Origin of the sequence: Facklamia sp. P12937, assembly GCF_050409505.1 — a bacterium.
Classification (GTDB): domain Bacteria; phylum Bacillota; class Bacilli; order Lactobacillales; family Aerococcaceae; genus Facklamia.
Genome location: NZ_JBNUPI010000009.1, coordinates 56,962 through 79,848, shown reverse-complemented (window position 1 = coordinate 79,848; position 22,887 = coordinate 56,962). Strand labels below are relative to the sequence as shown.

The following is a 22,887-nucleotide window of genomic DNA, read 5'->3' as shown; positions in this document are numbered from 1 at the left end:
CAGAGTCCTTTCTATTTTAGTTACCACTTTTAATAGATCGGACTTTTGTGTTTTTATGTAGCAAAAAATAGGGTGGAAGGAAGTGTTTTTCTTCCATCCACCCTATTTATTATAGAACCTTATTTATTCAGCCTCTTTGACGTTAATAGAAAGTAAGAAAAGCTTTGCCTAGCTTATTTAGTATCCACTTTTTGTAACTCGAAGTCTTTAGGAATTAAAACTGTGTCAATGATATGAATAACTCCATTGGAAACTTCTAAATCGGTAGAAGTAATCATCGATTCACTGATCATCGGCTCGTCTTCTGAAAAATCGAAGGCCACTTTTTCTCCATTAACAGTTTCAACAGATTTTCCGTCTTTTAAATCTTCAGCCAAAATTTTACTAGCCACCAGGTGATAAGTTAATAGTTTATTAAGATCAGGCTGTGTTAGTAGCTCTTGCTCCGTGATATCAAGCTCTTCTAATAATTGCTCAAAAGCTTCATCCGTTGGGGCGAAGAGGGTATATGGTTCGTTTTCTTGTAAGATCTCAACTAAATTAGTTTTTTCAAAAGCAGCCGCTAAAATACTGAAATCATCATTATCTTGAAGGGTGGCAACAATATCCTTTTGTTTATGTATGTCTTCTTTAGAACTTATTTCTTTGGTACTCTCTTCTTTAGAGCTCTCTTTTTTAGAGCTTTTTTCTTTGGAGCTTTCTTCTTTAGAACTCTCTTTTTTAGAGCTTTTTTCTTTGGTACTTTCTTCTTTAGAGCTTATTTCTTTGGTACTCTCTTCTTTAGAGCTTTCTTCTTTAGTTGTTTCCTCTTCAGTTTCTTCATTCATCACTTCAGTAGCTGTTGTTTCATCAACGGATGTGTCAGTATTCGTGGTAGTGTTCTCATTTGTACAACCAACTAATAGGGCAATGGCTGATAGAGATAGCACTCCCACTTTCATCTGATTTAAAATTGATTTTTTCATTCAACTCTCCCTTTCATCAATAGAATTTATTAATCAGCAACAATAAAATGAATATGTTTATTTTATGACAAACATATTTCATTCAGCTTTATTGTACGAACGAAAACGCAACAAGTCAAACAATTCAATATTAAATTAGATATAAACAACATATATTATAGATGATGAAAACTTGCTAGAAAATTTATTATTAAATTTAATTATCAAATTATTCAAAATTACTTAGCATAGATTGCTTAAGGTGAATCATGTAGCCGGCTTATCTTGAAGCTTAAATATAAAATTTAAAAAGCAAAGCCTATGAATTATGTTAAGAGGGATTTTATTTTTTTGTTAGTCGCTTTATAGAAAGAAAGTGTATAAATGAATCAGCAAAAACATCTATTATAATTTGAAAGAATTAGCGAACACCCCAATTAAAGTCATTGATTCAAAATTTAATTCAGGCGCTCAGTGACTGGTGGTTAAAAAAGCTGCAGAAGTTTTAGCCGCTAGAGAGGACTTTTAAGAAACGGTTAAAAGAATAGAAGGAACTATTAAGAAAACGCATCTCTTTATCAACGCTCCTACCTTGAAATATATGTTAAATCAGGATACATAGCTAGGGCGCAGGTTTTTGTTGCCAATAAGGTCATTTTAAAACCAGTAGTCTCGATGGATGAGGTTGGCGGCGGGGTAGCAATAGGTATGACCATTAGTTAAAAGGGTAATATTAAAAAGATTCAAAAATGAGTTAATAATTGTATGCAAGAGCATACAATTATTAACTATACTAGTGTTCATGCCTATGGAGGCCAATGCGTGCAAGAATTTGAGGAATATTAAACTTAATTAATTAGTAGGGGGCTAGATTATACGATGGAAATTTTAGCATTTGTAGCGATGAGTGCGAGGATAGGTTCGGTCGCTATCGCCTTAACTACTGAATCGAATAAGAAGGGGATTAACTGGATTTTAAAAGGGTAATTATATATAGTGTGTTATTTATAGTCACCTTGGTGATCGCCACTCAAGGCTTTACGACTAAGATGGAGGTGGCTTGATGTTGCCACTTCTTTTCCCCTTTATTTATTTCACTATTATTTTTTAAAATTAAGGGAAACTCAATTGTCGATATAGGGTGGGGCTTAGTCTTTGTGTTGCAAGGAATCTTTAATTTTATTGTCGGCTCGGTAAGCTATTCGATTATTAAATACAATCAATTTGATTTTTCTATGAGTCATAATTACATTGTAATAATTAGCTTGCTAATTGCTGACATTGGTCTGTTTGTCGAAGTGGTTGGCGATGAACAACTTAGATAACACATAAATAAAAACACAGGCAAATGACTCCGAACAGACTTATGGTCAATGCCCCGTCATCCTAATTATTTTAGAGAGATCTTAGTTTAGGTCGACCTATATATTAGTGGGTTCACCTTATTATTTATTCAAGCCGTTCATCCTGTTTATTATATCGTTCTAGTTATTTCTCCTCTAGTAATGGCGACAGTATTGATAAAAATATCTATTCCTTTATTAGAAAAAACATGTAGTAATATGAAGGTTGGCAAGAATATACTCAAAGAGTCCCTATGTTATTTCCATGGGGCAAGAAATAACATCTAATAAAATAACTTCCTAACAAACTGTTTTGAGACAGTTTGTTAGGAAGTTATTTTGTATTAAAGTTTGAAGTTAAAATGGATAGGAGGTTGGAGGTCAAATCTATTCACTACGAAGAGCTTCAACCGGGTTTTTGCGTGAAGCTTGTTTAGATGGAATTAAACCAGCAATAAATGATAGTAGAATGCTTAAGCCAATTAAGATAAGGGCATTTTTAAAAGATAAGCTGACTGTGACCTCTTCTAATAAGTGCAGCAATAAATTGTTTAAAGGAGTGTGTAATAAATAAGTAAACCCGATGCCTAATAATCCTGAAAACAAGCCGATAATAATCGTTTCAGCATTAAAAACCGTTGAAATATTTCTTTTTGAGGCGCCGATGGCTCTTAGAATACCAATTTCTTTTGTGCGTTCTAATACTGAGATATAAGTGATGATCCCGATCATAATCGATGATACGAGTAATGATACGCTGACAAAAGCAATGAGAACGTAGGTAATAACATTCACAATTTCCGAAACGGAAGACATGATTAAGCCGGCAAAGTCGGAGTAGGTAATTTTTTCCTTTTCACTAACAGTCTGATTATAAGCTTCAATTGCGTCAGAAATAGCTTCTTTATCAGCAAAATCATCTGCATAAATACTGATTGCAGAAGGATTTTCAGTAGAAACGACACCAAATTCTTTTAAATTAGTGTCGTAACTAGCCGGTGCAATTGAAGAATCATAAATTTCAAGAAGGGACGAATCATCCAGGTCTTTAACGACTTGATTAAATGGATCCGCGATATTAGCCGGATTGTCAGCTAAATTTGGCTCTGTTGTTGCGAACGGTTCTAAGCTTTGCTGTTTTGCTTGAATTTGCTTAATAAATTCAGCTTGTTGACTGAGGGTGAAATCCTCTAAATAATGATAGACATCTTCAATTTTTTCTCTATCGTTAGCTGCTTCAAAAGCTAGACCATTTAAAACGTTGGTTTTTGGTTGCTTTTTTTGTGCTTGAACGATGTCACTTTGATTGACATAAGCCATTAAAAAGTTTCTTAATTTGCGTGTATAAGCAAGCGGAGTGCGAATGGTTAAGGTTTTAGCATTATCAACTGGTTGAATGATACCGGAAATTTTTATCGGGATAGCTTTTTCTTTAACAACTTTTTCAATCGTTAAGGGATCGTCAGTCAGTTTTTGATAATTACCTCGCGCGTTTTTCTCATAGTAATCACTGCGAGGTAATAAATAAAAAGTTTGATTGCGTAGGTCTTTAAACCGAAGTGTCTTTTTTTCGAGGTGAAGTTCTTCATCATTTTCTATTTGATTGAGAATTTTCTCATAATCTTCAGAGGGGAGCATGCCAAACTCGTAAAAATCAGAAAGGCTGATTTCATTGGCTTCATTTACAACCAGCACCATCTCATTATATTTTTCAGGCCATTTACCATCGATTAAATGATAATTATCCTTTACAACTGGGCTAATAACTTGCTCACCTTGACCTGGAAGAAGTTCGCTAATTTTTGTGTTGGGTTGATTAAACGAGTTTGAAGTGGAACTAAAGTTTGTTCTTGGTTGTCGATTCACACTTTCAAAAGAACTACCATCAGTATTGATCAAACGCTCATTTTCGTCGTAGGCGAATAAATCAAAATTGATAGCGTAAGAATAAACGATACCATTTTTGCCGACATAGTTAGAAAGTTTATTGTCATCTTGATCTAAATATTTTTTGAAAGCTGTTAAATTATTTTGGCGAAAAGAAGAATTGAACTCACTCATTTGTTCAAGCGATTCATTGTTACTGTAGATGACGTCTAAATTTTCATTGTTAGAGTCGGTATCTTCTGTTTCTTTAGTAGAAGTTTCCGCTCTTCTTGCCGACATTAATTGATTAAAGTCGACAGACTCTTGTTCAATGGTTATTGGATAGGCCGACATAGTCTCTTCTTGGACGTTATCAATATAGTTATTCACGCCGGTCGATAGCGATAGAATGAGGGCAATTCCAATAATCCCGATGGACCCTGCAAAAGCTGTCAAAAACGTTCGGGCTTTTTTAGCGTTTAAATTATTAAAACTTAACGACAAGGCCGTAAGAAACGACATGGAAGACTTGCCCATGCTTTCATGCTTAGAGTTTTTGTTTTCTTCAATGGCTAAAGGATGGGTGTCAGAAATGACTTTGCCGTCTTGCAATTCAATAATGCGGTTGGAGTATTGGTGAGCCAATTCAGCATTATGAGTAACCATCACGACCAAACGTTTTTTGGCAACGTTTTTTAATAGGTTCATTATTTGAAGGCTAGTCTGTGTATCTAAGGCTCCTGTCGGTTCATCGGCTAAAAGAATATCTGGCTCATTGACTAATGCTCGTGCGATCGCAACTCGTTGCATTTGCCCCCCAGATAATTGATTGGGCTGTTTGTTGATATGATCTTTTAACCCTACTTCCTCTAAGGCTTTGATAGCTTTTTGCTTCCGAAGCTTGGCTGAAATTCCTGAAATAGTAAGTGCCAATTCAACATTGGATAAAACGGATTGGTGAGGGATTAAATTATAGCTTTGAAAGACAAAACCGACCGAGTGGTTGCGGTATGAATCCCAGTCTTTGTCTTTATAATTTTTGGTTGAAATGCCATTAATAATAATATCACCACTGTCATAGCGGTCCAAGCCGCCAATGATATTGAGTAACGTCGTTTTACCTGACCCGCTGTGACCTAAAATAGATACAAACTCATTGTCTCTTAAATTGAACGTCACATTATCCAAGGCTTTTTGCTTAAAGCCCCCTGTATGGTAACTTTTGGTTATTTTTTCTATTTGGTGCATTGTAAAACTCCTTCATTGAAAGATTTACGAATAAATGGTAATAGTCTCATTTCAAACAAAGTATATCACTAATACCGACCTAATTCGATCCTAGCGCAAACAAAAAATAGCAACACAATATCTTCCACCTAAAAAAACTCAAGTCGAAAGTTTTAAGGTATGCGTGGGAAGCCTTGCGATAAAATAGTAAGTGTGATCAATTGTCTGATAAGGATGTTTTTTATATTGTTTGCTTAATGGGACATGAACGACTAAAATAATCCGTCAGGTAACGATTGGAGCATTATTTTATAATATAAATCTATCAGTTTCTAAAATGACACCAAGGGGAGCTAGTTTGTAGGATGCTTAAAGGGAACAGTGCATAAGTTTTCCAAGCAAAAGCCATTGTGGCCTACCACTTAATTAAATAGAATTTTAAGAAGTTATCTAATAAATCAGGCCTATTTATCAGAAACTCTGATAGGTCCGCGGCCTGTTAGTAAGTTATAATAGCATCAGGAATATTATTTAGATGCATCCATCCAAGATGTTGAGAGTGGTTTTGTTTATAGGAAGCCTGTTGTTCACAAAAGCGGTAGGACTTAAATAATGCTAGTGCAACTAATAGAAAAAGAGCGAGGGGTTAATTTTGAATAGTAAGCGTATGTTAGATTGTTTCGCAAGTGATTTTGCTACGATGACTTCCTCGGATTTACTCAATAGTATACGAGCTAATGAAGGCAGAACTTTATTAGTAGAATTAAGAGAAGATCGAACTCCTCACCTACCTGATCTTACTAACAGTGAACTTGCTCGAGCCGCTGGTGCGGATTTGATTTTGCTCAATCAAGTAGATGTTTTTAATCCAAAGATATGGGCTTTACCAGATACGCCACATCCAATTGAAACTTTGAAACAGTTTGTCCAACGTCCCATCGGTGTCAATTTAGAACCGGTAGCCAGTGAGGGACATTATTTGGAAAAAGTAAAGAGCCTAGTTGAGGGGCGTATATGTAGTGTTGAAAGCTTAAAAAGAGTGGAAGAATTGGGGTTAGATTTTATATGCTTAACAGGAAACCCACAATCCGGAGTTAGTAATCAGGCAATAGTAGAAGGTATTCGTCTGGCGAAAAACCATTATTCTGGCATTGTGATTGCTGGCAAAATGCATGGGGCAGCCTATGATGAACCTATTTCTTCAGAAGAATGGGTGCAACACTTTTTGACAGCTGGGGCTGAAATTATCATATTACCTCAAGTTGGAACCGTGCCTGGTTACTCGATAGAAGAGTTTAGGCGCAGTTGTCAGTTGATTCACAAAGTGGGGGCTTTGAGTTTAGCAGCTAACGGGACGAGTCAGGATTGTTCACAAAAAGAGGTGGTTACTCAATTGGGATTAACTGCTAAAATAGGTGGTGCAGATATTTTGCATATTGGTTGTTCAGGTAGTGGGGGCATTGCCCCGTTTGAAAATATTATGCAATTATCGATTGCCATTCGAGGGTTGAATCACACGCTTAGAAGAATGGCCATATCCAATCTTCGATAAAGACTCTGCTTCAAGACTTATTACTAAAAAAGATGGAAAGGATGTGGTAGGCTAGAATAGATAATTATTTAGGGATTTAGTCATTCCAACAACTTAAAGAATAAAGGAGAAAAATATGAAAAAAACATTAAAAAGCATCTTAGCAGCATCGCTCACTTTATCAACTGTGTTAGCACCTTTAACAGCTATGGCTCAAGAAGAAAATGCAGGTATAGAAATTAGCTTTATGATTCCTGATTGGGGAGCTCCATCGGATGAAATGTTGGCTAGATTTGAAGAAGAGTATGGGATTAAAGTCAATGTTTTACCAACTAGTTGGGACGATATTCGTGATAAGTTAGCGATTGCAGCTGCAAGTAACACGGTGGCAGCGGATGTCTTTGAAGTAGATTGGTCTTGGATGGGAGAATTCACCAGCGCAGATTGGTTGGCTCCTATTGATTTGCCAGATGCGGATGCTTTTCCAGCAATCGAGCAATTTATGCTAAACAATGAGGTCTATGCAGTCCCTTATGCAAATGATTTTCGGATTGCCTACTACAATACAAAAATGTATGAGGAGGCTGGCTTAGAAGAACCGCCAGTAACTTGGGATCAAGTGATGGAACAAGCTAAAACTATTAAAGATGCTGGAATTACAGAATACCCAGTATCGCTTCCGTTAGGTGCGGATGAAAATTTAACGACTACTTTCTTCTGGTTGGCTTATACACGCAATGGTATTTTATTTAATGAGGATAATACTTTGAATGAAGAAGCGTCTCTCGATGCATTAACTATTATTAAGGCTTTATCAGATGAAGAATTAATTAATCCAGGTAATGTGAACGGTTCGGGAATGGATGCTTACAGACAGATTAACTCAGGAGATACTGCCTTTATAGTAGGCCCATCTTCATTTGTTGGTCGCGTTAATAATGAAGAGGAGTCAACAGTAGTTGGACAGGTAAAACCAATTTTACTGCCAGGTGTTGATGCAAACGCTGAAAGAACAGTACCTTTCCAAGAAGCAGTAGGTATTTCACCAAATACTGAAAATATGGAAGCTGCTCAAACCTTCGTTAAGTGGTATACTTCCGAAGAAACTCAATTAGAATTATTTGATGCGGTAGGAGCACTTCCTACACGATTAAGCATCTTACAGCAGCTAATTGATGAGGAAAAGATTAAAAACACAGGTGCGATGGTTGAATTGGCTGAAATGGTTGAATCACCATTCCCAAATGGGGTGCCAGAATATTACACCGAAATGAGTGCCGAAATTTATAATACTATCAATAAAATGGTAACTTCAGATCTTTCTGCCGAAGAGGTTGTTAAAGAATTAGTTGAAAAAGTAAATAGTGTTGTTGAGGAATTTGCTGAGTAATTAATAATAAATCTAGGTGTAGTACACTACACCTAGATTTAAATTTTTAAGGGTTGATCCGTGCTATTATAAAAATGATAGTAGGGATCAATGATTTAAAAGGAGTTTATTATGAAAAAATCTAAAAAAGCCATTTTTCTAATCTTACCCATGATGCTTATCATGGGATTGTTCGTCTACTTACCAATTGTACGCACCTTCATCTACAGTCTTCATGCGTTTAAATTAAGTAGACCAGACCGCTTTAAGTTTATCGGACTCGATAATTATAAAGAGGTTTTACTCTCAGAAGATTTTCATCATGCTTTTCAAAATAGTTTGATGGTTTTTTTATTAGTCGTCTTTTTAACCGTCATTTCCAGCATTGTTGTGGGACTTTTGCTCAATAAGCGGACAGTTATTAGCCCAATGCTAACGGGTATTGCAATTGTTCCTTGGGCTTTGCCCCCCCTAGTTAATGGTATTGTCTGGCAATTTATTTTTCATCCCAGTTATGGTTTTATGAATAAATTATTGATGAGTCTTTCAATTATTGATCAGCCAGTTGCTTGGATTAATAATCGTTATTTACTCCTAATTGTCGTTTCAATTGTAATTGCTTGGCGGGTGGTACCTTTTTGTGCCATTTTAATTTTGGCAACCCTACAAACAATTCCTAAAGAAATCTACGAAGCGGCTAAAATGGATGGTGCCAGTCGTTATTCAGAGTTTTTCTATATAACGCTAAGAATGATTTTGCCTACACTTTCAATTGTGTTAATCCAAGCAACTATGGCAGGTTTAAATGTTTTTGATGAGGTAATTTCTTTAGTAGGTTACCGTTATGAAGGACAAACCCTTTTAATATATAATTATTTAAATACCTTTAGCTTTTTAGACTTTGGTCTAGGGTCAGCGATTACCTATATAATCATGATTTTATCGGGGATTATTGGTTACTTTTATATTCGTTCGCTAAGATTGGAGGGAGATCATGCTTAAAAATAAACGTTGGGATTGGTTATACATTATAACTGTAATTATCTTTCTGCTATTCACTTTAGGTCCCCTTATTTGGGCTTTTATAATTAGTGTCACCCCTAAAGCAGAATTAATGAAAGCGGGAGGTCGCTTTCTACCTAGTCAAGCAACTTTTACAAATTATCAAAGCTTGTTTGATCCGACAGATAAGGCACATATAACCATTTTTAATGGCTTAAAGAATTCCTTAATTAGTTCCTTATATACTCTCTTTATTGGGGTACCTTTAGCTGTTTTAACCAGTTACGCTATGGTGCGTTTTCGCTTTCGCTTACGAAAAGTGATTTTACGCTTATTATTGATTACCATCGTTATTCCTGTGTTTACCACCATCATTCCAATATTTGCTATTTTTTCAAACTATCAGTTGCTGGATAAGCTTTTCTGGATTAGTGTCATTTATGTGACTGCTTTTTTACCTCTAGCAACTTGGATGTTGATTACGCATTTTAATAAGATTCCTAAAGAAATGTGGGAAGCAGCAGAACTCGATGGTTGTACAGAATGGCAGCTTTTCTGGAGGGTGATTTTACCCATGTCACGAACAGCTATTATTACCTGTGTCTTAATTCTCTTGTTAATGAGTTGGAGCCAATTTCAAATCCCAATGATTTTAACGTCAACTCAGAATAATAAAGTAATTACCCTAGTTCTATCTGAGTTTATGACAAGAGATGCTATTGACTATAGTATGATTGCAGCCTCTGGTTTAATAGCTATTATTCCACCAGCAGTTATCGCAATGGTTTTTAGAAAAGATCTTGTATCAGGTTTATCAGCAGGGTCAATTAAAGGATAGTATTTCCTAGAAAGGAACAATCCCCACTCCAATTCCCAGAAATGAAAGATGACTTTTTGCTCTTCTTTGCAAACTAGTGATTTGAGGCATTGAGTCAGGATGGATATCTTTAGAACCATAAATATGCTCTAAGGCCATATCAGGATAGGCAGAATGGGCGATTAGGTCAAAGTTACTTGAAAAAGATAGAATATTGCTTTGAGATCCTAATAAAAATGAGTTGTTAGGATTTAAGAGCCAAGAATAACAGTAAAAGTATTGTGCTGGGAAATTAGTTAAATATCTTTTTTTAAAGGCTCGAGCTAAGTAAAAAGCAGTTGAAGAGTGTGCTTCATCAATTAAACTATCTTGCATGATGTGGACACTAATAATAGGGAGAGCATCTTGAAGGATTTTACTACCGTTATTAATGTAAGAAATGTCTTTAGGAAGAGTGGCTGAATCAAAAAGAGTAAATTCAAATTGAAGCTCGCCTAACTTGAAAATCCTAAGACGAAAGATACGTGCTAACCATTCAAAATCATCTGTTGATAAACCGACAGACTGGGATAAGTTAATACGTAAAAAAAGGTCGGATAGTGTATTTTGTAATATATTAAGAGGGAGATCGTACTTTTTATACAGCTCTATTAAAGCTTGAATACATACAATCATAATGACCAATTGTTGCCAATCATTTAGTTGAATATTAGTTAGCAGAAAGTCTTGCTTAATAATTTGCTGTAAAACTGCCAAGTAAACTGTTTGATTATCTTTAAAGTCTTTTAACGCTCTTTGAATGGTTGTTAATTCAATCTGGCGAGACTTAATGGTTTGAGACTGATTGTATTTTTGACAAAAGGTTTGGATTTGTTGGCTATCAATCGAAAAGTTTTTAAACCAGTTTTGGTAGAAATACGAGTATGATAAGTAGGTCATGGTTGCTCCTCCTTGAAGATTTAAAATAAGTATAGCACGGGATCCTACTAAGCACACAAATTTGTTAAAGGAATGATTAAATGTCTAACGGGTTAACCATATATTTTGTCCGTCATGGTGAAACGTTTTTTAATAAGAATGGGCGTACCCAAGGGTGGTGTGATCCTTTATTGACAGCAGAAGGGATTCAAGCAGTTAAAGATTTAGGCGAAAAATTAAGTAAGGTTAAATTTGATGCGGCGATTGTAAGTGATTTAAAGAGAACACGTACCACAGCCGAAATTCTCATTGAACAAAGTATCTATCCGAATTGGATGATTCCCATTATAGAAATGGCAGATTTTCGAGAAATTAGCTTTGGTTCCTTTGAAGGTATGGAAAGCTATCAAACTTGGGATATCATAAGGAGATATTTGGGTTTTGATTCTGTAGAGAGTATGTTGAGAAATACAACAGAAAAACAAAGGCTGACAGCATTACAACCTGCTGACCCTCTAGGTCAAGGAGAAGACTATGCTGTTTATTGTAAGCGTCTTAAAGAAGGAATGGATAAATTGTTTAATGAATTAATTGAGACGGAGGCTTGTATCTTATTTGTTGGACACAGTATCAATATTCGCCATATACTTCAAATTCTATTACCAAAAACAGAACATATTGATGAGTTTTATGATATGCGGTCTATGAATAATGGGGGCGTGGTAATTATTCAAAAAGTAAGAGAGGGCTTTAAACTCAAACAGTTTATAGACAAAAAGTTCGTTTAACTAACAGAGGGTTGTTTTTGTTCACTTTAGACAAAACACATTGTAAAGTTGAGCAAATATAACAATGAGAAATGAAACCGTTTTACACTATAATGTATGCAAGATACAAATGGGCAAAATTTGGAAAGGGTGCGAACTATGATAAAAATTTCACCAGCAGAAATCGATCGCCAAATGGATTGGATTTCGAGTATTTCTGATAAAGAAGGAAAAGGTACTACAAGACTTTTATATAGCAAATCATGGATTGAAGCTCAGAATGCCTTGAAAGAACTTTTTGAAAAAGAGGGGATGAAGGTAGAGTTCGACGAAGTAGGGAATATGTTTGCAACAGTTGAAGGTAGTGAAGAGCCAGAATCAATCATCGCCTCAGGATCGCATATTGATACAGTTGTTGATGGTGGTCGTCTAGATGGCCAATTGGGTATTATGTCTGCCTACTTAGCGATTAAGGGGTTGGTTGAAGAATACGGCCAACCAAAGAAATCTTTGCGAATTGTTTCGATGGCAGAAGAGGAAGGCTCTCGTTTTCCATATGCCTTTTGGGGATCTAAAAATATTTTTGGTTTAGCGAAAAAAGAAGATGTTGAAACCATTAAGGACAATGACGGTGTTCCTTTTGAGACAGCTATGAAGGAAGCAGGCTTTAATTACCTTGTAGATTCTCCACGCTTTAATCACTTTGATGCTTTTGTAGAATTACATATTGAACAAGGAAACTTCTTGGAAAATGCAGGCAAAAAAGTTGGGGTTGTTAATGCCATAGTGGGGCAAAAACGCTACACCATTAAATTAAAGGGTGAAGCTAATCATGCCGGAACGACCTTAATGAGATATCGTAAAGATGTCATCGACTGTTACGCTAGAATTGTTTCTGAAGTCATTGATAAAGCAAATGAAATTGGCGATCCTTTAGTCGTAACCTTTGGCCACGTAGAAGTAAAGCCTAATGTGGTGAATGTTGTTCCTGGAGAAATGGAATTTTCAATTGATACTAGACACACTAACCAGGAAGCTCTCGATGAGTTTGCTGTATTTATTGAAACAACTATTGAGAAACATTGTCATGAAAAAGCGATTGAAGTAGAAATGAATTTATGGATGAATGAGCCACCAGTGCCAATGGATCCTGAGATTGTTAAAGTTTTAGAAAAAGTTTGTCAGGATAACCAATTAAATTATCAAATCATGCATTCAGGAGCGGGGCATGATTCACAGATATTTGCTCCACAAGTTCCAACAGCTATGATCTTCGTTCCTTCCATCAAAGGAATTAGTCATAATCCGGAAGAACATACCGAGGCGGTGGATATTGTTGAAGGGATACAAGCTTTAGCAGAGGCCTTAAAAGAATTGGCCTATTAAAATAATTTGGAGGACTTTTAATAATGGAACATAATGATGTCTTAGTAAGACAAGAACAAATTGATTTGTTTAAATCAAGGGGATATACCAATGATGACATATTGCCTAATAAGCCAGAACAACGTAGTATGTCAACACTTAACTTCTTTACTCTGTGGATGGGATCGGTCCATAATATTCCTAATTATCTAACTGTTGGTGGCTTTCTAGCTTTAGGGGTGGCACCTATTCACGTGTTCTTAGCTATCATTTTGGCGGGACTAGCAGTAGCGGGACTAATGACAGTTAACGGTAAAGCAGGGTCTATGTATGGCATTCCATTTGCCATTCATTTACGTTCTGTTTATGGTAGTGCAGGATCTAAATTGCCTGGCTTTCTAAGGGGAGTTGTGGCAGCTATTGCTTGGTTTGGGGTCCAAAACTATGCAGGTTCGAAAGCTTTGTTGATCTTAGTAAGTAGAATTTGGCCAGCTTTCTTGAATGTTGGTGAAGGCATTAATATTTTAGGCCTTTCTGTACCAGCCTTTTTATCATTTGTAGTCTTCTTCTTGATCAATGTAATGATTGGCTTAGGGGGAGGCCGCGTATTAAACAAATTTACAGCTATACTAAATCCACTTATTTATGTTGTGTTCGGAGGAATGGTTGTTTGGGGATTGAGTGTAGCGGGCGGGTTTGGACCAATTTTCGACCATGTAACAGCTGTTAATCAATCGGTTGCAACCCCTCTAGCCTATTTGATTATTATTGCATCTACCTTATCTGTTTGGGCAGCTCCAGGAGTAAGTGTTTCTGACTTTACTCAAAACGCAACTTCCACCAAGTCTCAAACAATAGGACAAATCTTATCGTTGTTAGTTGGGTATGTCATTTTTGCTTTTGCAAGTATCACTGTTTTAAATGGTGCGGCCATTACTGGTGTTTCACATCAAGGAGATGTCTTACAAATTATTAATCAATGGGACTCTATGCCGGCTATTTTCTTGGCTTCTTTTGTCTTATTGATGACAACCGTTTCAACTAATGCGACTGGTAATATTATTCCAGCAGCCTTCCAGTTAACAGCTCTTTTTCCACAAAAAATTAATTATCGTAAAGGTGTTATCATCGCAAGTATTATCAGTTTTATCATAATGCCTTGGAAATTCATGGAGTCAGGGAGTGTAATTCTAGTTTTCCTTAACTATATTGGAAGCTTGTTAGGCCCTGTAGCCGGTGTTATGATTGCTCACTTCTACTTTGTGGACAAACAAAAGATCGACTTGGATTTACTATACTATTCACCAGAGCAAGCAGCGGATAACCCTTATTCTGGTGTCAATAAGAAAGCTTATATCGCAACCATTTGTGGGTTTGTTGTTTCAATTGTCGGACAATTTATCCCAGCCCTAGAGTTTCTGTCCCAAATCTCTTGGATTGATGGTTTTGTAGTGGGATTACTTGTTTACTTTGTATTAAATCGTGCAGAATAATTAAATTTAATTATTTTGGACGCTTAATAAAAATTTATTAGGAGGTTATTTTATGTCATATGATTTAGTCATCAAGAATGGTCAAGTCATTTTAGAAAGCGGCGCAGTTGTGACCGATTTGGCAGTCAAAGACGGAAAGATTGCTGCAATTGGTGAAAATTTATCGGCTGAGCAAGAGGTTGACGCTAAAGGATTAATTGTTAGTCCGGGAATGTTTGATTGTCACGTTCATATTACTGAAAATGGTGGTGGGTATCGTGATGAGTGGGAAGGTTATGTTACAGGAACTTCTGCTTGTGCTAAGGGAGGAGTAACTTCTTTCTTAGAAATGCCATTGAACCAAGTACCAGCAACAACTGATGAAGCGAGTATTAAGGACAAATACCAATCTGGTCAAGGTAAATTAAAAGTGGATGTTTTCTCATTTGGAGGACTCGTTCCTTATAATGTTGAAACAGGTGGTATTCAAGAATTATATGAGAACGGTGTAACGGCCTATAAATGTTTTATGGCAACTTGTGGCGACCGTTCAATTGATGGAGACTTCCAAAATGTGGATGACTATTCACTCTACGAAGGGATGAAACAAATTGCGAAGACAGGAAAAGTTCTAGCTATCCATGCTGAAAATGCAGCGATTACTGATCGCCTAGGTGAAAAAGCAAAAGCGGAAGGCAAATCAAAATTGTCAGAGTATGTGGCGACTCGTCCAGTCTTTACAGAGGTGGAACCTATTCAACGAGCAATTCTTTTTGCTAAAGAAACAGGCTGTCGTATTCATATCTGTCACGTGGCTTGCCCAGAAGGTGTGGAAGCAGTTATTAAAGGGCAACAAGAAGGTGTCGATGTCACTTGTGAGACTTGTTTACATTATTTATACTTTACAACAGACCAATTAGATGCTATTGGAAATGTGGCTAAATGTTCACCACCAATCCGTGATAAAGAAGCTCAAGATGGTTTATGGGATTATGTCTTTTCAGGGGATATTATTTCATCAATCTCTGATCATTCTCCATGTACCCCAGACTTGAAAGATAAAGAAAATGCATTTGATGCTTGGGGCGGTATCTCAGGCGTACAAAATGATGTCGATGTGTTCTTTGATGAAGCAGTTAATAAGCGTGGTATGTCTCTTGAGCAATTTGCACAAGTGATTGCGACACAACCAGCCCGTCGTTTTGGTATTGATGATACAAAAGGAAGCTTATCAGTAGGCAAAGATGCAGATATCGTTTTAATTGATCCTAATAAATCTTACGTCTTAACTGCTGAAGATTTAGAATATCGCAATAAGATCAGTCCTTATATTGGTAGCGAAATTGGTGCAACTGTTATGGCTACTTATGTAAGAGGACATGAGGTTTATAGCATAGATAAGGGAGTAACAGAGGAGTTTGTTGGAGAATTTAAATAATTAAATATAGACTAATTTGTTTTCAGAAGAAGCAAATAGTCCCTAAGAATAGATTGGATCTAATTCTTAGGGGTTTTTTAATACCAACAGAAGACTTTTTAATTAGAAGAGCAAAGTGATGATTGGTATGGTAACGACTGAGAGCAGAGAAGTCATAAAGACCATCTGACTAGCAAACTCAGGATGATTGTCGTAATTTTGAGCAAACATAGCTACATAAGATGCTGTCGGCATAGCTAACATGATAGTCGGAATAATTAACTCATAGTTTGAGAAATTAAAAGCTTTTAAAGTAAAGAGAATTATTAGAGGTATAAAAACGAGTTTGAGTAAAGCTTGAATATATAAGAATTTATTAGCGAATATCTTAGAAATATCACTGCGCGATAGAATTAAACCAACAACAATCATGGCTAGCGGTGAAGTTGCCGGGCTTAAAATATTCAAAACTTTATCCAAGGGTTGAGGAACTCGCCAACTAAAAAGAAAGAAGATTAAACCAACGACTATCGATAAGATGCCGGGACTTAGAACAATTTTTTTCCAATTAAATTCTACCTTACCTGAACCGTTTCTTCCCATTAAATAAATACCAATTGACCATGAGACAGTTTCAAATAAAAACCCGGCGCCGATAACAGCATAGAATAGAGCTTCTTCTCCTAAGAGATTACTAACAATAGGGTAACCCATAAAAGAGGTATTAGATAAAAGAAGGGCCACTCTAAAAACATCCTGCTCGGAAATACTTAACTTAGTTTGTTTAGCAACTAACCATCCTAATAACAACATACCAGCATAACAAATGGCTACAATTATTAGAATTGTAAAAGCTCTTTGCACACGTTCAATATTAAAATCTAATTGCATGGCATTAAAGATGGTTGCCGGCATGGTGATATACAAAACAAGGTTCGTAATATCTTTTTGACCTTGAGCACTGATTACTTTCCACCTACCAGCAAAAAAGCCAATAATAATAAGAATGAATAAGACGAGCACACTTTGAAGCGTGGACATAAAATCTAACTGCATAAAAACATCCTTTCAATTTTTATTTAATTTGATAACGAATCAAGCCACTCTATGACTTGCAGATAAACCTCTCTCCCTTTTGTTAAATTTGTTCGATCGAAATCATGATCTGCAGAAGCAACCTCAATCAAATGACTTTGATTAGCGAATTTGTTTAGTTGTTTTGATTGTTGAATGGGAACATCAGGGTCTTTATCAGCATGGACAAGAAGTAAAGGAGGTAGTAGGTTAATTTGCTCTTTAGTGAGTGAAAAACTGTTTGGATCATCCGTTAGAAATTCAATCCAATTTCCAACTTGTCTACAATAGAGGTAGATTAAATAACGCTCATTTTCGTTTCCCTGACTGATAGGTTTGTTTTGAATGAAAGTCTCGATTAATTCTTTGGACACTTTCGCAAATTTATTATGGTAAGGATTAGGATAGATAAAGTTTGCATCATTTAACTTGTAATAGCCATAAAAGCTGATGATAGTTTTCAACCATTTAGAAGACCTTCTTGTAGCTAGTTGTAGGGCAAGATAAGCTCCGGCTGACCGGCCAAATAGATTGTATGAAGGATCTATTTGGCCTGCTAATTGATAACCTGCATTTTGATACCATTCAAGAGTTTTGCTTAAAAGATTAATGATTTGCTCTAAATTACTTTCAGGAGCTAATAAGTAGTCAAGAGCTAGTATCGAATATCCTTTACTGTTAAGTAATTCGATATATTCGCCCGGCAAGTCTTCGCGTTGGCCAAAAATCAGTCCACCACCGTGAAGATAAATCAACATCTGGCTTTGTGGCAGTGAAGATCTATATAGTGTAGCTGAAATTTTATAGTGAGGAGTTTGAAAAACATCAATTATTTGTCGAATTTAAATCACCTTCTTCTAAATAGGGAGATGGAGCCCATTCTTGTAAGGTTATTTTAACATTCTTTTTAACGCATCCACTACAAATTTAAAATGAAAGAAACCTTATTTTTGTTCGAAATGAACAAAAGAAGGCGTTTTATTTGTAAACTGAGCAATCGAATTATATGAAGGAAAACGATATAATAGTAGACAAAGGGAGGGGTTTTCTTGTTATTCACAAAAATTCAAAAAGGTAATTATCAAGACTCTATTAACTTGATGCTTTTATCAGCAGAAATTAATAAAGTTGATGGTGTTACTCAAGCACAAGTTATGATGGCGACGGATGCAAATAAGGATATCTTTAAAGGGGCCGGTTTATCTACTCCTGAATTAGAATCTGCCGGTGCTAATGATTTGGCAATTGTAGTTGAAACAGAAGATCAAGCAGTTTTTGACAAAGTTTTAGAAGAAATCGATCATTTTCTGGCAGACCTAACGGTTAAGAAAGAATCTGATAATAAGGTAGATGTTGATAACTGGGAGGAAGCAATGGAAGCTTTACCAGATGCTAATTTAGCCTTAGTATCTATTCCAGGAGAGTATGCAGCCTATGAGATAGAAAAGGCGCTTGATAATAATTTACATGTTTTCTCATTCTCAGATAACGTTTCAATGGAAGATGAAGTGAGACTAAAAGAGAAGGCGCATGAAAAAGGACTCTTATTCATGGGGCCTGATTGTGGGACAGGAATCATTTCGAGTATTCCAATGGCCTTTACCAATGTTGTGAAACCAGGAAATATTGGCGTGGTTGGAGCTTCAGGGACAGGCATTCAAGAAGTCACAACTATTATTGATCGTTTAGGTGGTGGAGTAGTTCACGCTATTGGTACTGGTGGTAGAGACTTGAAGGAAGCAGTTGGCGCACGTACCATGATTGACGCCATTATCGCTTTAGAAAAGCACCCATTGACAGATGTCATCTGTGTTATTTCTAAACCACCTGCAAAAGAAGTAAGGGATCAAGTTGTTAAAGTATTACAATCCCTATCTAAGCCTGTAGTAGCCATTTTCTTAGGTGAAAAACCAACCGAACATATTGGTAATGTAGCTTTAGCTTATACATTAGAAGAAGCAGCTAGAATAGCAATAGACTTAGCTAATGGTGAAGAAGTCAAAGCTAAATATGTGGACGGGTTAGATAACCAAATCCAATCTCAATTAAAAGATAAAACAGTAAAAGGTCTCTACTCAGGTGGAACATTAGCAAATGAAGCAGCTATGCTAATTGCAGATGCTTTAGAACTAGGAGATATTCAAAACGAAGAAGGTTACATCTTAAATACGCACGGTTTCCAAGTGATGGACTTAGGAGACGATGTTTATACACAAGGTAAACCACATCCAATGATTGACCCAAGTATTCGAATTGAAAAGTTAGAAGAAGCTTTTGCAGATGAAAAGACAGGTGTTATTTTATTAGATGTTGTCTTAGGATATGGTTCACACCCAGATATGGCTAATGCTCTGATTCCTACTATTCAAGAAAATCTCTCAAAATTGGTTGATAGTGAACGTGAAGTTTATGTTGTTGCGACTGTAACGGGAACACCAAACGATCCTCAAGATTACGATAAGGCTGTAGCCAACTTAAAAGAAGCGGGCGTTTATGTTGAAACAACTAACGCAAAAGCGATTCGTTTAGCTTTAGAATTGATGGGCGTTCACTATCAATTTGCTGCTAAAGAACATGTGGCTTATACAGGCGAAAAGATCGAATTACCTAGTCCAAGTGAACACGTTCAAGAATTAGTGATGACTTCTCCACGTGTTATAAATATTGGTATCGAAAGTTTTGTGGATCCAATTATTAAGTTTGGAGGCAAAGCTATTCAATACAACTGGCGACCAAAAGCAGGTGGCAATAAGAAATTAATCAAGATCTTAAATGAACTAGAAAAACATGCAGAGGCTATTGATGAAGCCAACCAGAAAGTAATTGGTCGTATGCGAGATTCGCAACCTTACTTAATCGATGTGAAATATGCTAAAGAGGTTATCCCAGAATTAAATACGGATAAAAAAGTTGTTTTACATGCTGGACCACCAGTGAAATATGAAAACATGACGGGTCCAATGCAAGGTTCAGTTATTGGAGCGATGCTATTTGAAGGCTGGGCTTCCAATCATGAAGAAGCACAACAACAAATTGATGCTGGAGAAATCACCTTCATGCCTTGTCACCATGTGGGCGCAGTAGGCCCTATGGGCGGAATTACTACTGCTAATTTCCCTGTCTTTATCGTTGAAAATAAAGCAGACGGCACCACTGGTTACTGTATTATGAACGAAGGGATCGGAACGGTATTACGTTTCGGAGCCAACAATGAGGAAGTTATTACTCGTCTTGAATGGATGCGTGATGTATTAGGGCCTGTATTAGGACAAGCGTTACGTCAAATTGAAGGTGGTATTAATGTCAATGTTATGATTGCTAAAGCCATTACCATGGGTGATGAATTCCACCAAAGAAATATTGCGGCTTCCCTTGTATTCCTAAAAGAAATTGCTCCAATCATTACATCCTTAGATATTGATGCTAAACAAAAGCAGGAAGTGATTCAATTCTTAGCGGATACCGACCAGTTCTTCCTCAATATTGCGATGGCTACTGGCAAAGCGATTGTTGACTACGCACGTAAGATTCAAGAAGGCTGTATTGTTACCACTATGGCACGTAATGGTGAAAACTTTGGTGTTCGTATTGCAGCCATGGGTGACCAATGGTTTACTGCACCTGTTAATACGCCGAAGGGTCTATATTTCACTGGTTATAGTGAAGAAGACGGTAGTAAGGATATCGGAGACTCTGCAATTACAGAGACTATCGGTTTAGGTGGTTCAGCCATTGTAGCGGCCCCTGGAGTGACACGCTTTATCGGTGCAGGTGGTTTTGAAGACGCAGTTCGCATTTCCAATGAACAAGCAAAAATAGTCAGCGCACAAAACCCTAACTGGTCTATTCCAACTTGGGATTTCCGTGGAGCTAACTTAGGAATCGATATTCGTAAAGTTGTTGAAACAGGAATTGAACCAATTATTAATACTGGTATTGCACATAAGAAAGCAGGTGTCGGTCAAGTAGGTGCTGGAACGGTTACTGCTCCGATTGCTTGCTTTGAAAAAGCTTTAGTAGCTTTTGCGGAATCATTAGGAATTAAGGTGGATGAATAAGCTAGTAGCGGATAAAACAGCCCTATTGATCTCGACTTATCTTTTCCCCTTAGAAGATCAAATATATTGGGTCGACTCTGTCTTTGAACATGGGATTAATTTAGTCACAAGAAAGACAGAGGGTTCACAACAACTGATTTATCTTTCAGCAGTTAATCAAGAAAAGGCTTCTGTAATAGGCGTTCAGTTAGAAAACAAGCAAGTGTTTAATCAGTTGATGCGCTGTCTGAAGCCGGGTGAACAAATTCGACAGCGTAACCATTCATGGATTGTCTATACGCGCCCTTTACCCCTAAAAATTGATCTAGTCGACTATCAAAGATATTCTTGTTGTTTACCCGCTTATTCTTTAAAGCTAACCGTTAAAGATTTAAAACAGCTTATTGATAGCCTGAGAAAAGCCAAAGTTTATCAGCAATCGGCTTTTAATAAGTTAGCTACACTGCAAAATTACTATCAAAACAAATTGCTTGGCGATCTACAAAATGATTTATTGACTGATCCAGCTAAAATGTCAGATTTAGTCCAATTTCTTTTTGGTAAAGGGCTTGGACTAACTCCTTCGGGAGATGACTTTTTACAAGGAATGCTAGTTATGGAACAGAGTCTCTTAAGTCGCCGAGGTCCAATTGCTTCGTTTGAACAAACCTGTGTAATATTATCTAATCTCATCCAGCAAGCGCTGAAAGTAAAAGCAACAACTAAAGTTAGTCAAGCCTATTATCATGCTGCTTTAGCAAGACAAGTCAATCCGATATGGCTGAAATTGATTGAGGCGATAGAGAATCAAGCAACTGATCAGTTAAGTCAATCAATTCGTGCAATCCAATCGTATGGGCACACTTCAGGTAATGATATGCTCTTGGGAGCACAATTTTACTTACAACTAATACTAAAAAACAAACTTTTAAAAGGAGAGGTTTAAATGGGATATAAAAACAATAAAACAGGTTATAGAGAGGGTTTATTAGAAAGCCGTGCTGTGGTTGAGAAAGACTTATATGCAATTTTACCGCATGATGGTTTAGTGAATAATCAGATTCCAGGATTTGAAAATGTTTTGATTTCAATTTTAGGCTCACCTGCTCTTGGCGCTAGCTTTAATGATTATATTGCAGAGTTCCAAGAAGGCGGTAAGAACGAACGTGGTTTTGGTGGAGAAGGGCTTGAAACATTTGCTTATGTTATCTCAGGCAAATTAAAAGTAAGTGATGGTAAAGAAGAACACCTATTAACAGATGGTGGCTATGCTTTCTTCCCAGTAGATCAATTAATGTATCTAGAAAATGCTCAAAAAGAGATAACAGAAGTTTTCTTGTACCAACGACGTTATGATGCTATTGAAGGTCATGAAGCGCATAAAGTGGTGGGTAATAAAGCTGATTTACAACCAATTGAGTATGAAGGTATGAAAGACGTCCTCTTATGGAACTTCTTGCCAACAGATGATTTTGGCTTTGATATGAATATTCATATTCTTGAATTCCAACCAGGAGCTAGTCATGGATATATCGAAACCCACTATCAAGAACATGGTGCTTATCTACTTTCTGGTCAAGGAATGTATAACCTTGATAATAAGTGGTTCCCGGTCGAAAAAGGTGACTACATCTTTATGGGAAGATATTCTTTACAATGTGCTTATGCTGTTGGACGTGACGAACCTTTATCTTATGTTTATTCTAAAGATGCTAACCGCAACCCTAAACTATAGGAG

General features: G+C 36.6%; 17 protein-coding genes and 1 pseudogene. 13 read left to right on the top strand and 5 right to left on the bottom strand.

Annotated features, from left to right (window positions below):
• Positions 1 to 173: 173 nt before the first annotated feature.
• The gene (locus ACQV2R_RS04810; protein ID WP_428891888.1) at positions 174 to 965 is read right to left on the bottom strand and encodes a fasciclin domain-containing protein; all 792 of its coding nucleotides are present in this window, start codon (positions 963 to 965) and stop codon (positions 174 to 176) included.
• 1,136 nt (positions 966 to 2,101) lie between these two features.
• Here ACQV2R_RS04810 and ACQV2R_RS04805 point away from each other — a divergent pair.
• Together ACQV2R_RS04805 and ACQV2R_RS04800 are read left to right on the top strand one after the other, a co-directional pair.
• On the top strand, positions 2,102 to 2,269 hold the full coding sequence (locus ACQV2R_RS04805) for a hypothetical protein (protein WP_428891887.1): 168 nt from the start codon (positions 2,102 to 2,104) through the stop codon (positions 2,267 to 2,269).
• Between the two features lie 30 nt (positions 2,270 to 2,299).
• Positions 2,300 to 2,359: pseudogene (locus ACQV2R_RS04800) on the top strand (DUF1295 domain-containing protein); the annotation flags it as partial.
• A gap of 315 nt (positions 2,360 to 2,674) precedes the next feature.
• Here ACQV2R_RS04800 and ACQV2R_RS04795 read toward each other — a convergent pair.
• On the bottom strand, positions 2,675 to 5,401 hold the full coding sequence (locus tag ACQV2R_RS04795) for an ATP-binding cassette domain-containing protein (RefSeq protein WP_428891886.1): 2,727 nt from the start codon (positions 5,399 to 5,401) through the stop codon (positions 2,675 to 2,677).
• Between the two features lie 631 nt (positions 5,402 to 6,032).
• On the opposite strand from ACQV2R_RS04795, the gene ACQV2R_RS04790 reads away from it, so the two are divergent.
• The 4 genes from ACQV2R_RS04790 to ACQV2R_RS04775 all read left to right on the top strand — a co-directional run bounded on the left by ACQV2R_RS04790 (position 6,033) and on the right by ACQV2R_RS04775 (position 10,120).
• Entirely contained in the window at positions 6,033 to 6,932 is a 900-nt protein-coding gene (locus tag ACQV2R_RS04790) for a haloacid dehalogenase-like hydrolase (RefSeq protein ID WP_428891885.1), read from the top strand.
• Between the two features lie 115 nt (positions 6,933 to 7,047).
• Positions 7,048 to 8,301 carry an ABC transporter substrate-binding protein gene (locus tag ACQV2R_RS04785; protein WP_428891884.1) on the top strand — a complete coding sequence of 418 codons (1,254 nt, stop codon included), beginning with the start codon at positions 7,048 to 7,050 and terminating at the stop codon, positions 8,299 to 8,301.
• Positions 8,302 to 8,412: 111 nt separating this feature from the next.
• Complete coding sequence (locus ACQV2R_RS04780; protein WP_428891883.1) at positions 8,413 to 9,282, top strand: carbohydrate ABC transporter permease; 870 nt, start codon at positions 8,413 to 8,415, stop codon at positions 9,280 to 9,282.
• Positions 9,275 to 10,120: a carbohydrate ABC transporter permease gene (locus ACQV2R_RS04775; RefSeq protein WP_428874203.1), complete on the top strand. Its 846-nt coding sequence runs from the start codon at positions 9,275 to 9,277 to the stop codon at positions 10,118 to 10,120. Before ACQV2R_RS04780 ends, ACQV2R_RS04775 begins: the two co-directional genes overlap by 8 nt.
• A gap of 6 nt (positions 10,121 to 10,126) precedes the next feature.
• On the opposite strand, the gene ACQV2R_RS04770 is transcribed toward ACQV2R_RS04775, so the two are convergent.
• Positions 10,127 to 11,038 (bottom strand): hypothetical protein, encoded by a 912-nt coding sequence (locus ACQV2R_RS04770; protein ID WP_428874205.1) that lies wholly within the window; start codon positions 11,036 to 11,038, stop codon positions 10,127 to 10,129.
• A gap of 80 nt (positions 11,039 to 11,118) precedes the next feature.
• Between ACQV2R_RS04770 and ACQV2R_RS04765 the strand changes: the two genes are divergently transcribed.
• From ACQV2R_RS04765 to allB, 4 genes are all read left to right on the top strand, one after another.
• Positions 11,119 to 11,805, top strand: a complete 687-nt coding sequence (locus ACQV2R_RS04765; RefSeq protein ID WP_428876163.1) for a histidine phosphatase family protein — start codon at positions 11,119 to 11,121, stop codon at positions 11,803 to 11,805.
• A 138-nt stretch (positions 11,806 to 11,943) separates the two neighbouring features.
• Entirely contained in the window at positions 11,944 to 13,170 is a 1,227-nt protein-coding gene (allC, locus tag ACQV2R_RS04760) for an allantoate deiminase (RefSeq protein ID WP_428874230.1), read from the top strand.
• Between the two features lie 23 nt (positions 13,171 to 13,193).
• Complete coding sequence (gene allW / locus ACQV2R_RS04755) at positions 13,194 to 14,642, top strand: allantoin permease (RefSeq protein ID WP_428874207.1); 1,449 nt, start codon at positions 13,194 to 13,196, stop codon at positions 14,640 to 14,642.
• A 52-nt stretch (positions 14,643 to 14,694) separates the two neighbouring features.
• Positions 14,695 to 16,059 carry an allantoinase AllB gene (allB, locus tag ACQV2R_RS04750; RefSeq protein ID WP_428874208.1) on the top strand — a complete coding sequence of 455 codons (1,365 nt, stop codon included), beginning with the start codon at positions 14,695 to 14,697 and terminating at the stop codon, positions 16,057 to 16,059.
• A 102-nt stretch (positions 16,060 to 16,161) separates the two neighbouring features.
• On the opposite strand, the gene ACQV2R_RS04745 is transcribed toward allB, so the two are convergent.
• Both ACQV2R_RS04745 and ACQV2R_RS04740 read right to left on the bottom strand, forming a co-directional pair.
• Positions 16,162 to 17,094: an AEC family transporter gene (locus tag ACQV2R_RS04745; RefSeq protein WP_428891882.1), complete on the bottom strand. Its 933-nt coding sequence runs from the start codon at positions 17,092 to 17,094 to the stop codon at positions 16,162 to 16,164.
• 23 nt (positions 17,095 to 17,117) lie between these two features.
• The gene (locus ACQV2R_RS04740) at positions 17,118 to 17,870 is read right to left on the bottom strand and encodes an alpha/beta hydrolase (RefSeq protein WP_428874211.1); all 753 of its coding nucleotides are present in this window, start codon (positions 17,868 to 17,870) and stop codon (positions 17,118 to 17,120) included.
• A gap of 291 nt (positions 17,871 to 18,161) precedes the next feature.
• Here ACQV2R_RS04740 and fdrA point away from each other — a divergent pair, with 291 nt between their 5' ends.
• The 3 genes from fdrA to allE are packed head-to-tail and all read left to right on the top strand — an operon-like array spanning position 18,162 to position 22,884.
• Positions 18,162 to 21,170 (top strand): acyl-CoA synthetase FdrA, encoded by a 3,009-nt coding sequence (gene fdrA / locus ACQV2R_RS04735; RefSeq protein WP_428891881.1) that lies wholly within the window; start codon positions 18,162 to 18,164, stop codon positions 21,168 to 21,170.
• Positions 21,163 to 22,095: a DUF2877 domain-containing protein gene (locus ACQV2R_RS04730; protein WP_428874214.1), complete on the top strand. Its 933-nt coding sequence runs from the start codon at positions 21,163 to 21,165 to the stop codon at positions 22,093 to 22,095. The genes fdrA and ACQV2R_RS04730 overlap by 8 nt, the downstream gene beginning before the upstream one ends.
• Complete coding sequence (allE, locus tag ACQV2R_RS04725) at positions 22,096 to 22,884, top strand: (S)-ureidoglycine aminohydrolase (RefSeq protein ID WP_428875333.1); 789 nt, start codon at positions 22,096 to 22,098, stop codon at positions 22,882 to 22,884.
• Positions 22,885 to 22,887: the final 3 nt, after the last annotated feature.

Coding starts and splice junctions, on each gene's coding strand:
- ACQV2R_RS04785 (WP_428891884.1), top strand. CDS start 7,048: ATGAAAAAAACATTAAAAAGCATCTTAGCAGCATCGCTCACTTTATCA.
- ACQV2R_RS04730 (WP_428874214.1), top strand. CDS start 21,163: ATGAATAAGCTAGTAGCGGATAAAACAGCCCTATTGATCTCGACTTAT.
- ACQV2R_RS04775 (WP_428874203.1), top strand. CDS start 9,275: ATGCTTAAAAATAAACGTTGGGATTGGTTATACATTATAACTGTAATT.
- allB (WP_428874208.1), top strand. CDS start 14,695: ATGTCATATGATTTAGTCATCAAGAATGGTCAAGTCATTTTAGAAAGC.
- ACQV2R_RS04810 (WP_428891888.1), bottom strand. CDS start 965: ATGAAAAAATCAATTTTAAATCAGATGAAAGTGGGAGTGCTATCTCTA.
- allC (WP_428874230.1), top strand. CDS start 11,944: ATGATAAAAATTTCACCAGCAGAAATCGATCGCCAAATGGATTGGATT.
- ACQV2R_RS04770 (WP_428874205.1), bottom strand. CDS start 11,038: ATGACCTACTTATCATACTCGTATTTCTACCAAAACTGGTTTAAAAAC.
- allE (WP_428875333.1), top strand. CDS start 22,096: ATGGGATATAAAAACAATAAAACAGGTTATAGAGAGGGTTTATTAGAA.
- ACQV2R_RS04740 (WP_428874211.1), bottom strand. CDS start 17,870: ATGTTGATTTATCTTCACGGTGGTGGACTGATTTTTGGCCAACGCGAA.
- ACQV2R_RS04745 (WP_428891882.1), bottom strand. CDS start 17,094: ATGCAGTTAGATTTTATGTCCACGCTTCAAAGTGTGCTCGTCTTATTC.
- ACQV2R_RS04780 (WP_428891883.1), top strand. CDS start 8,413: ATGAAAAAATCTAAAAAAGCCATTTTTCTAATCTTACCCATGATGCTT.
- ACQV2R_RS04795 (WP_428891886.1), bottom strand. CDS start 5,401: ATGCACCAAATAGAAAAAATAACCAAAAGTTACCATACAGGGGGCTTT.
- allW (WP_428874207.1), top strand. CDS start 13,194: ATGGAACATAATGATGTCTTAGTAAGACAAGAACAAATTGATTTGTTT.
- ACQV2R_RS04765 (WP_428876163.1), top strand. CDS start 11,119: ATGTCTAACGGGTTAACCATATATTTTGTCCGTCATGGTGAAACGTTT.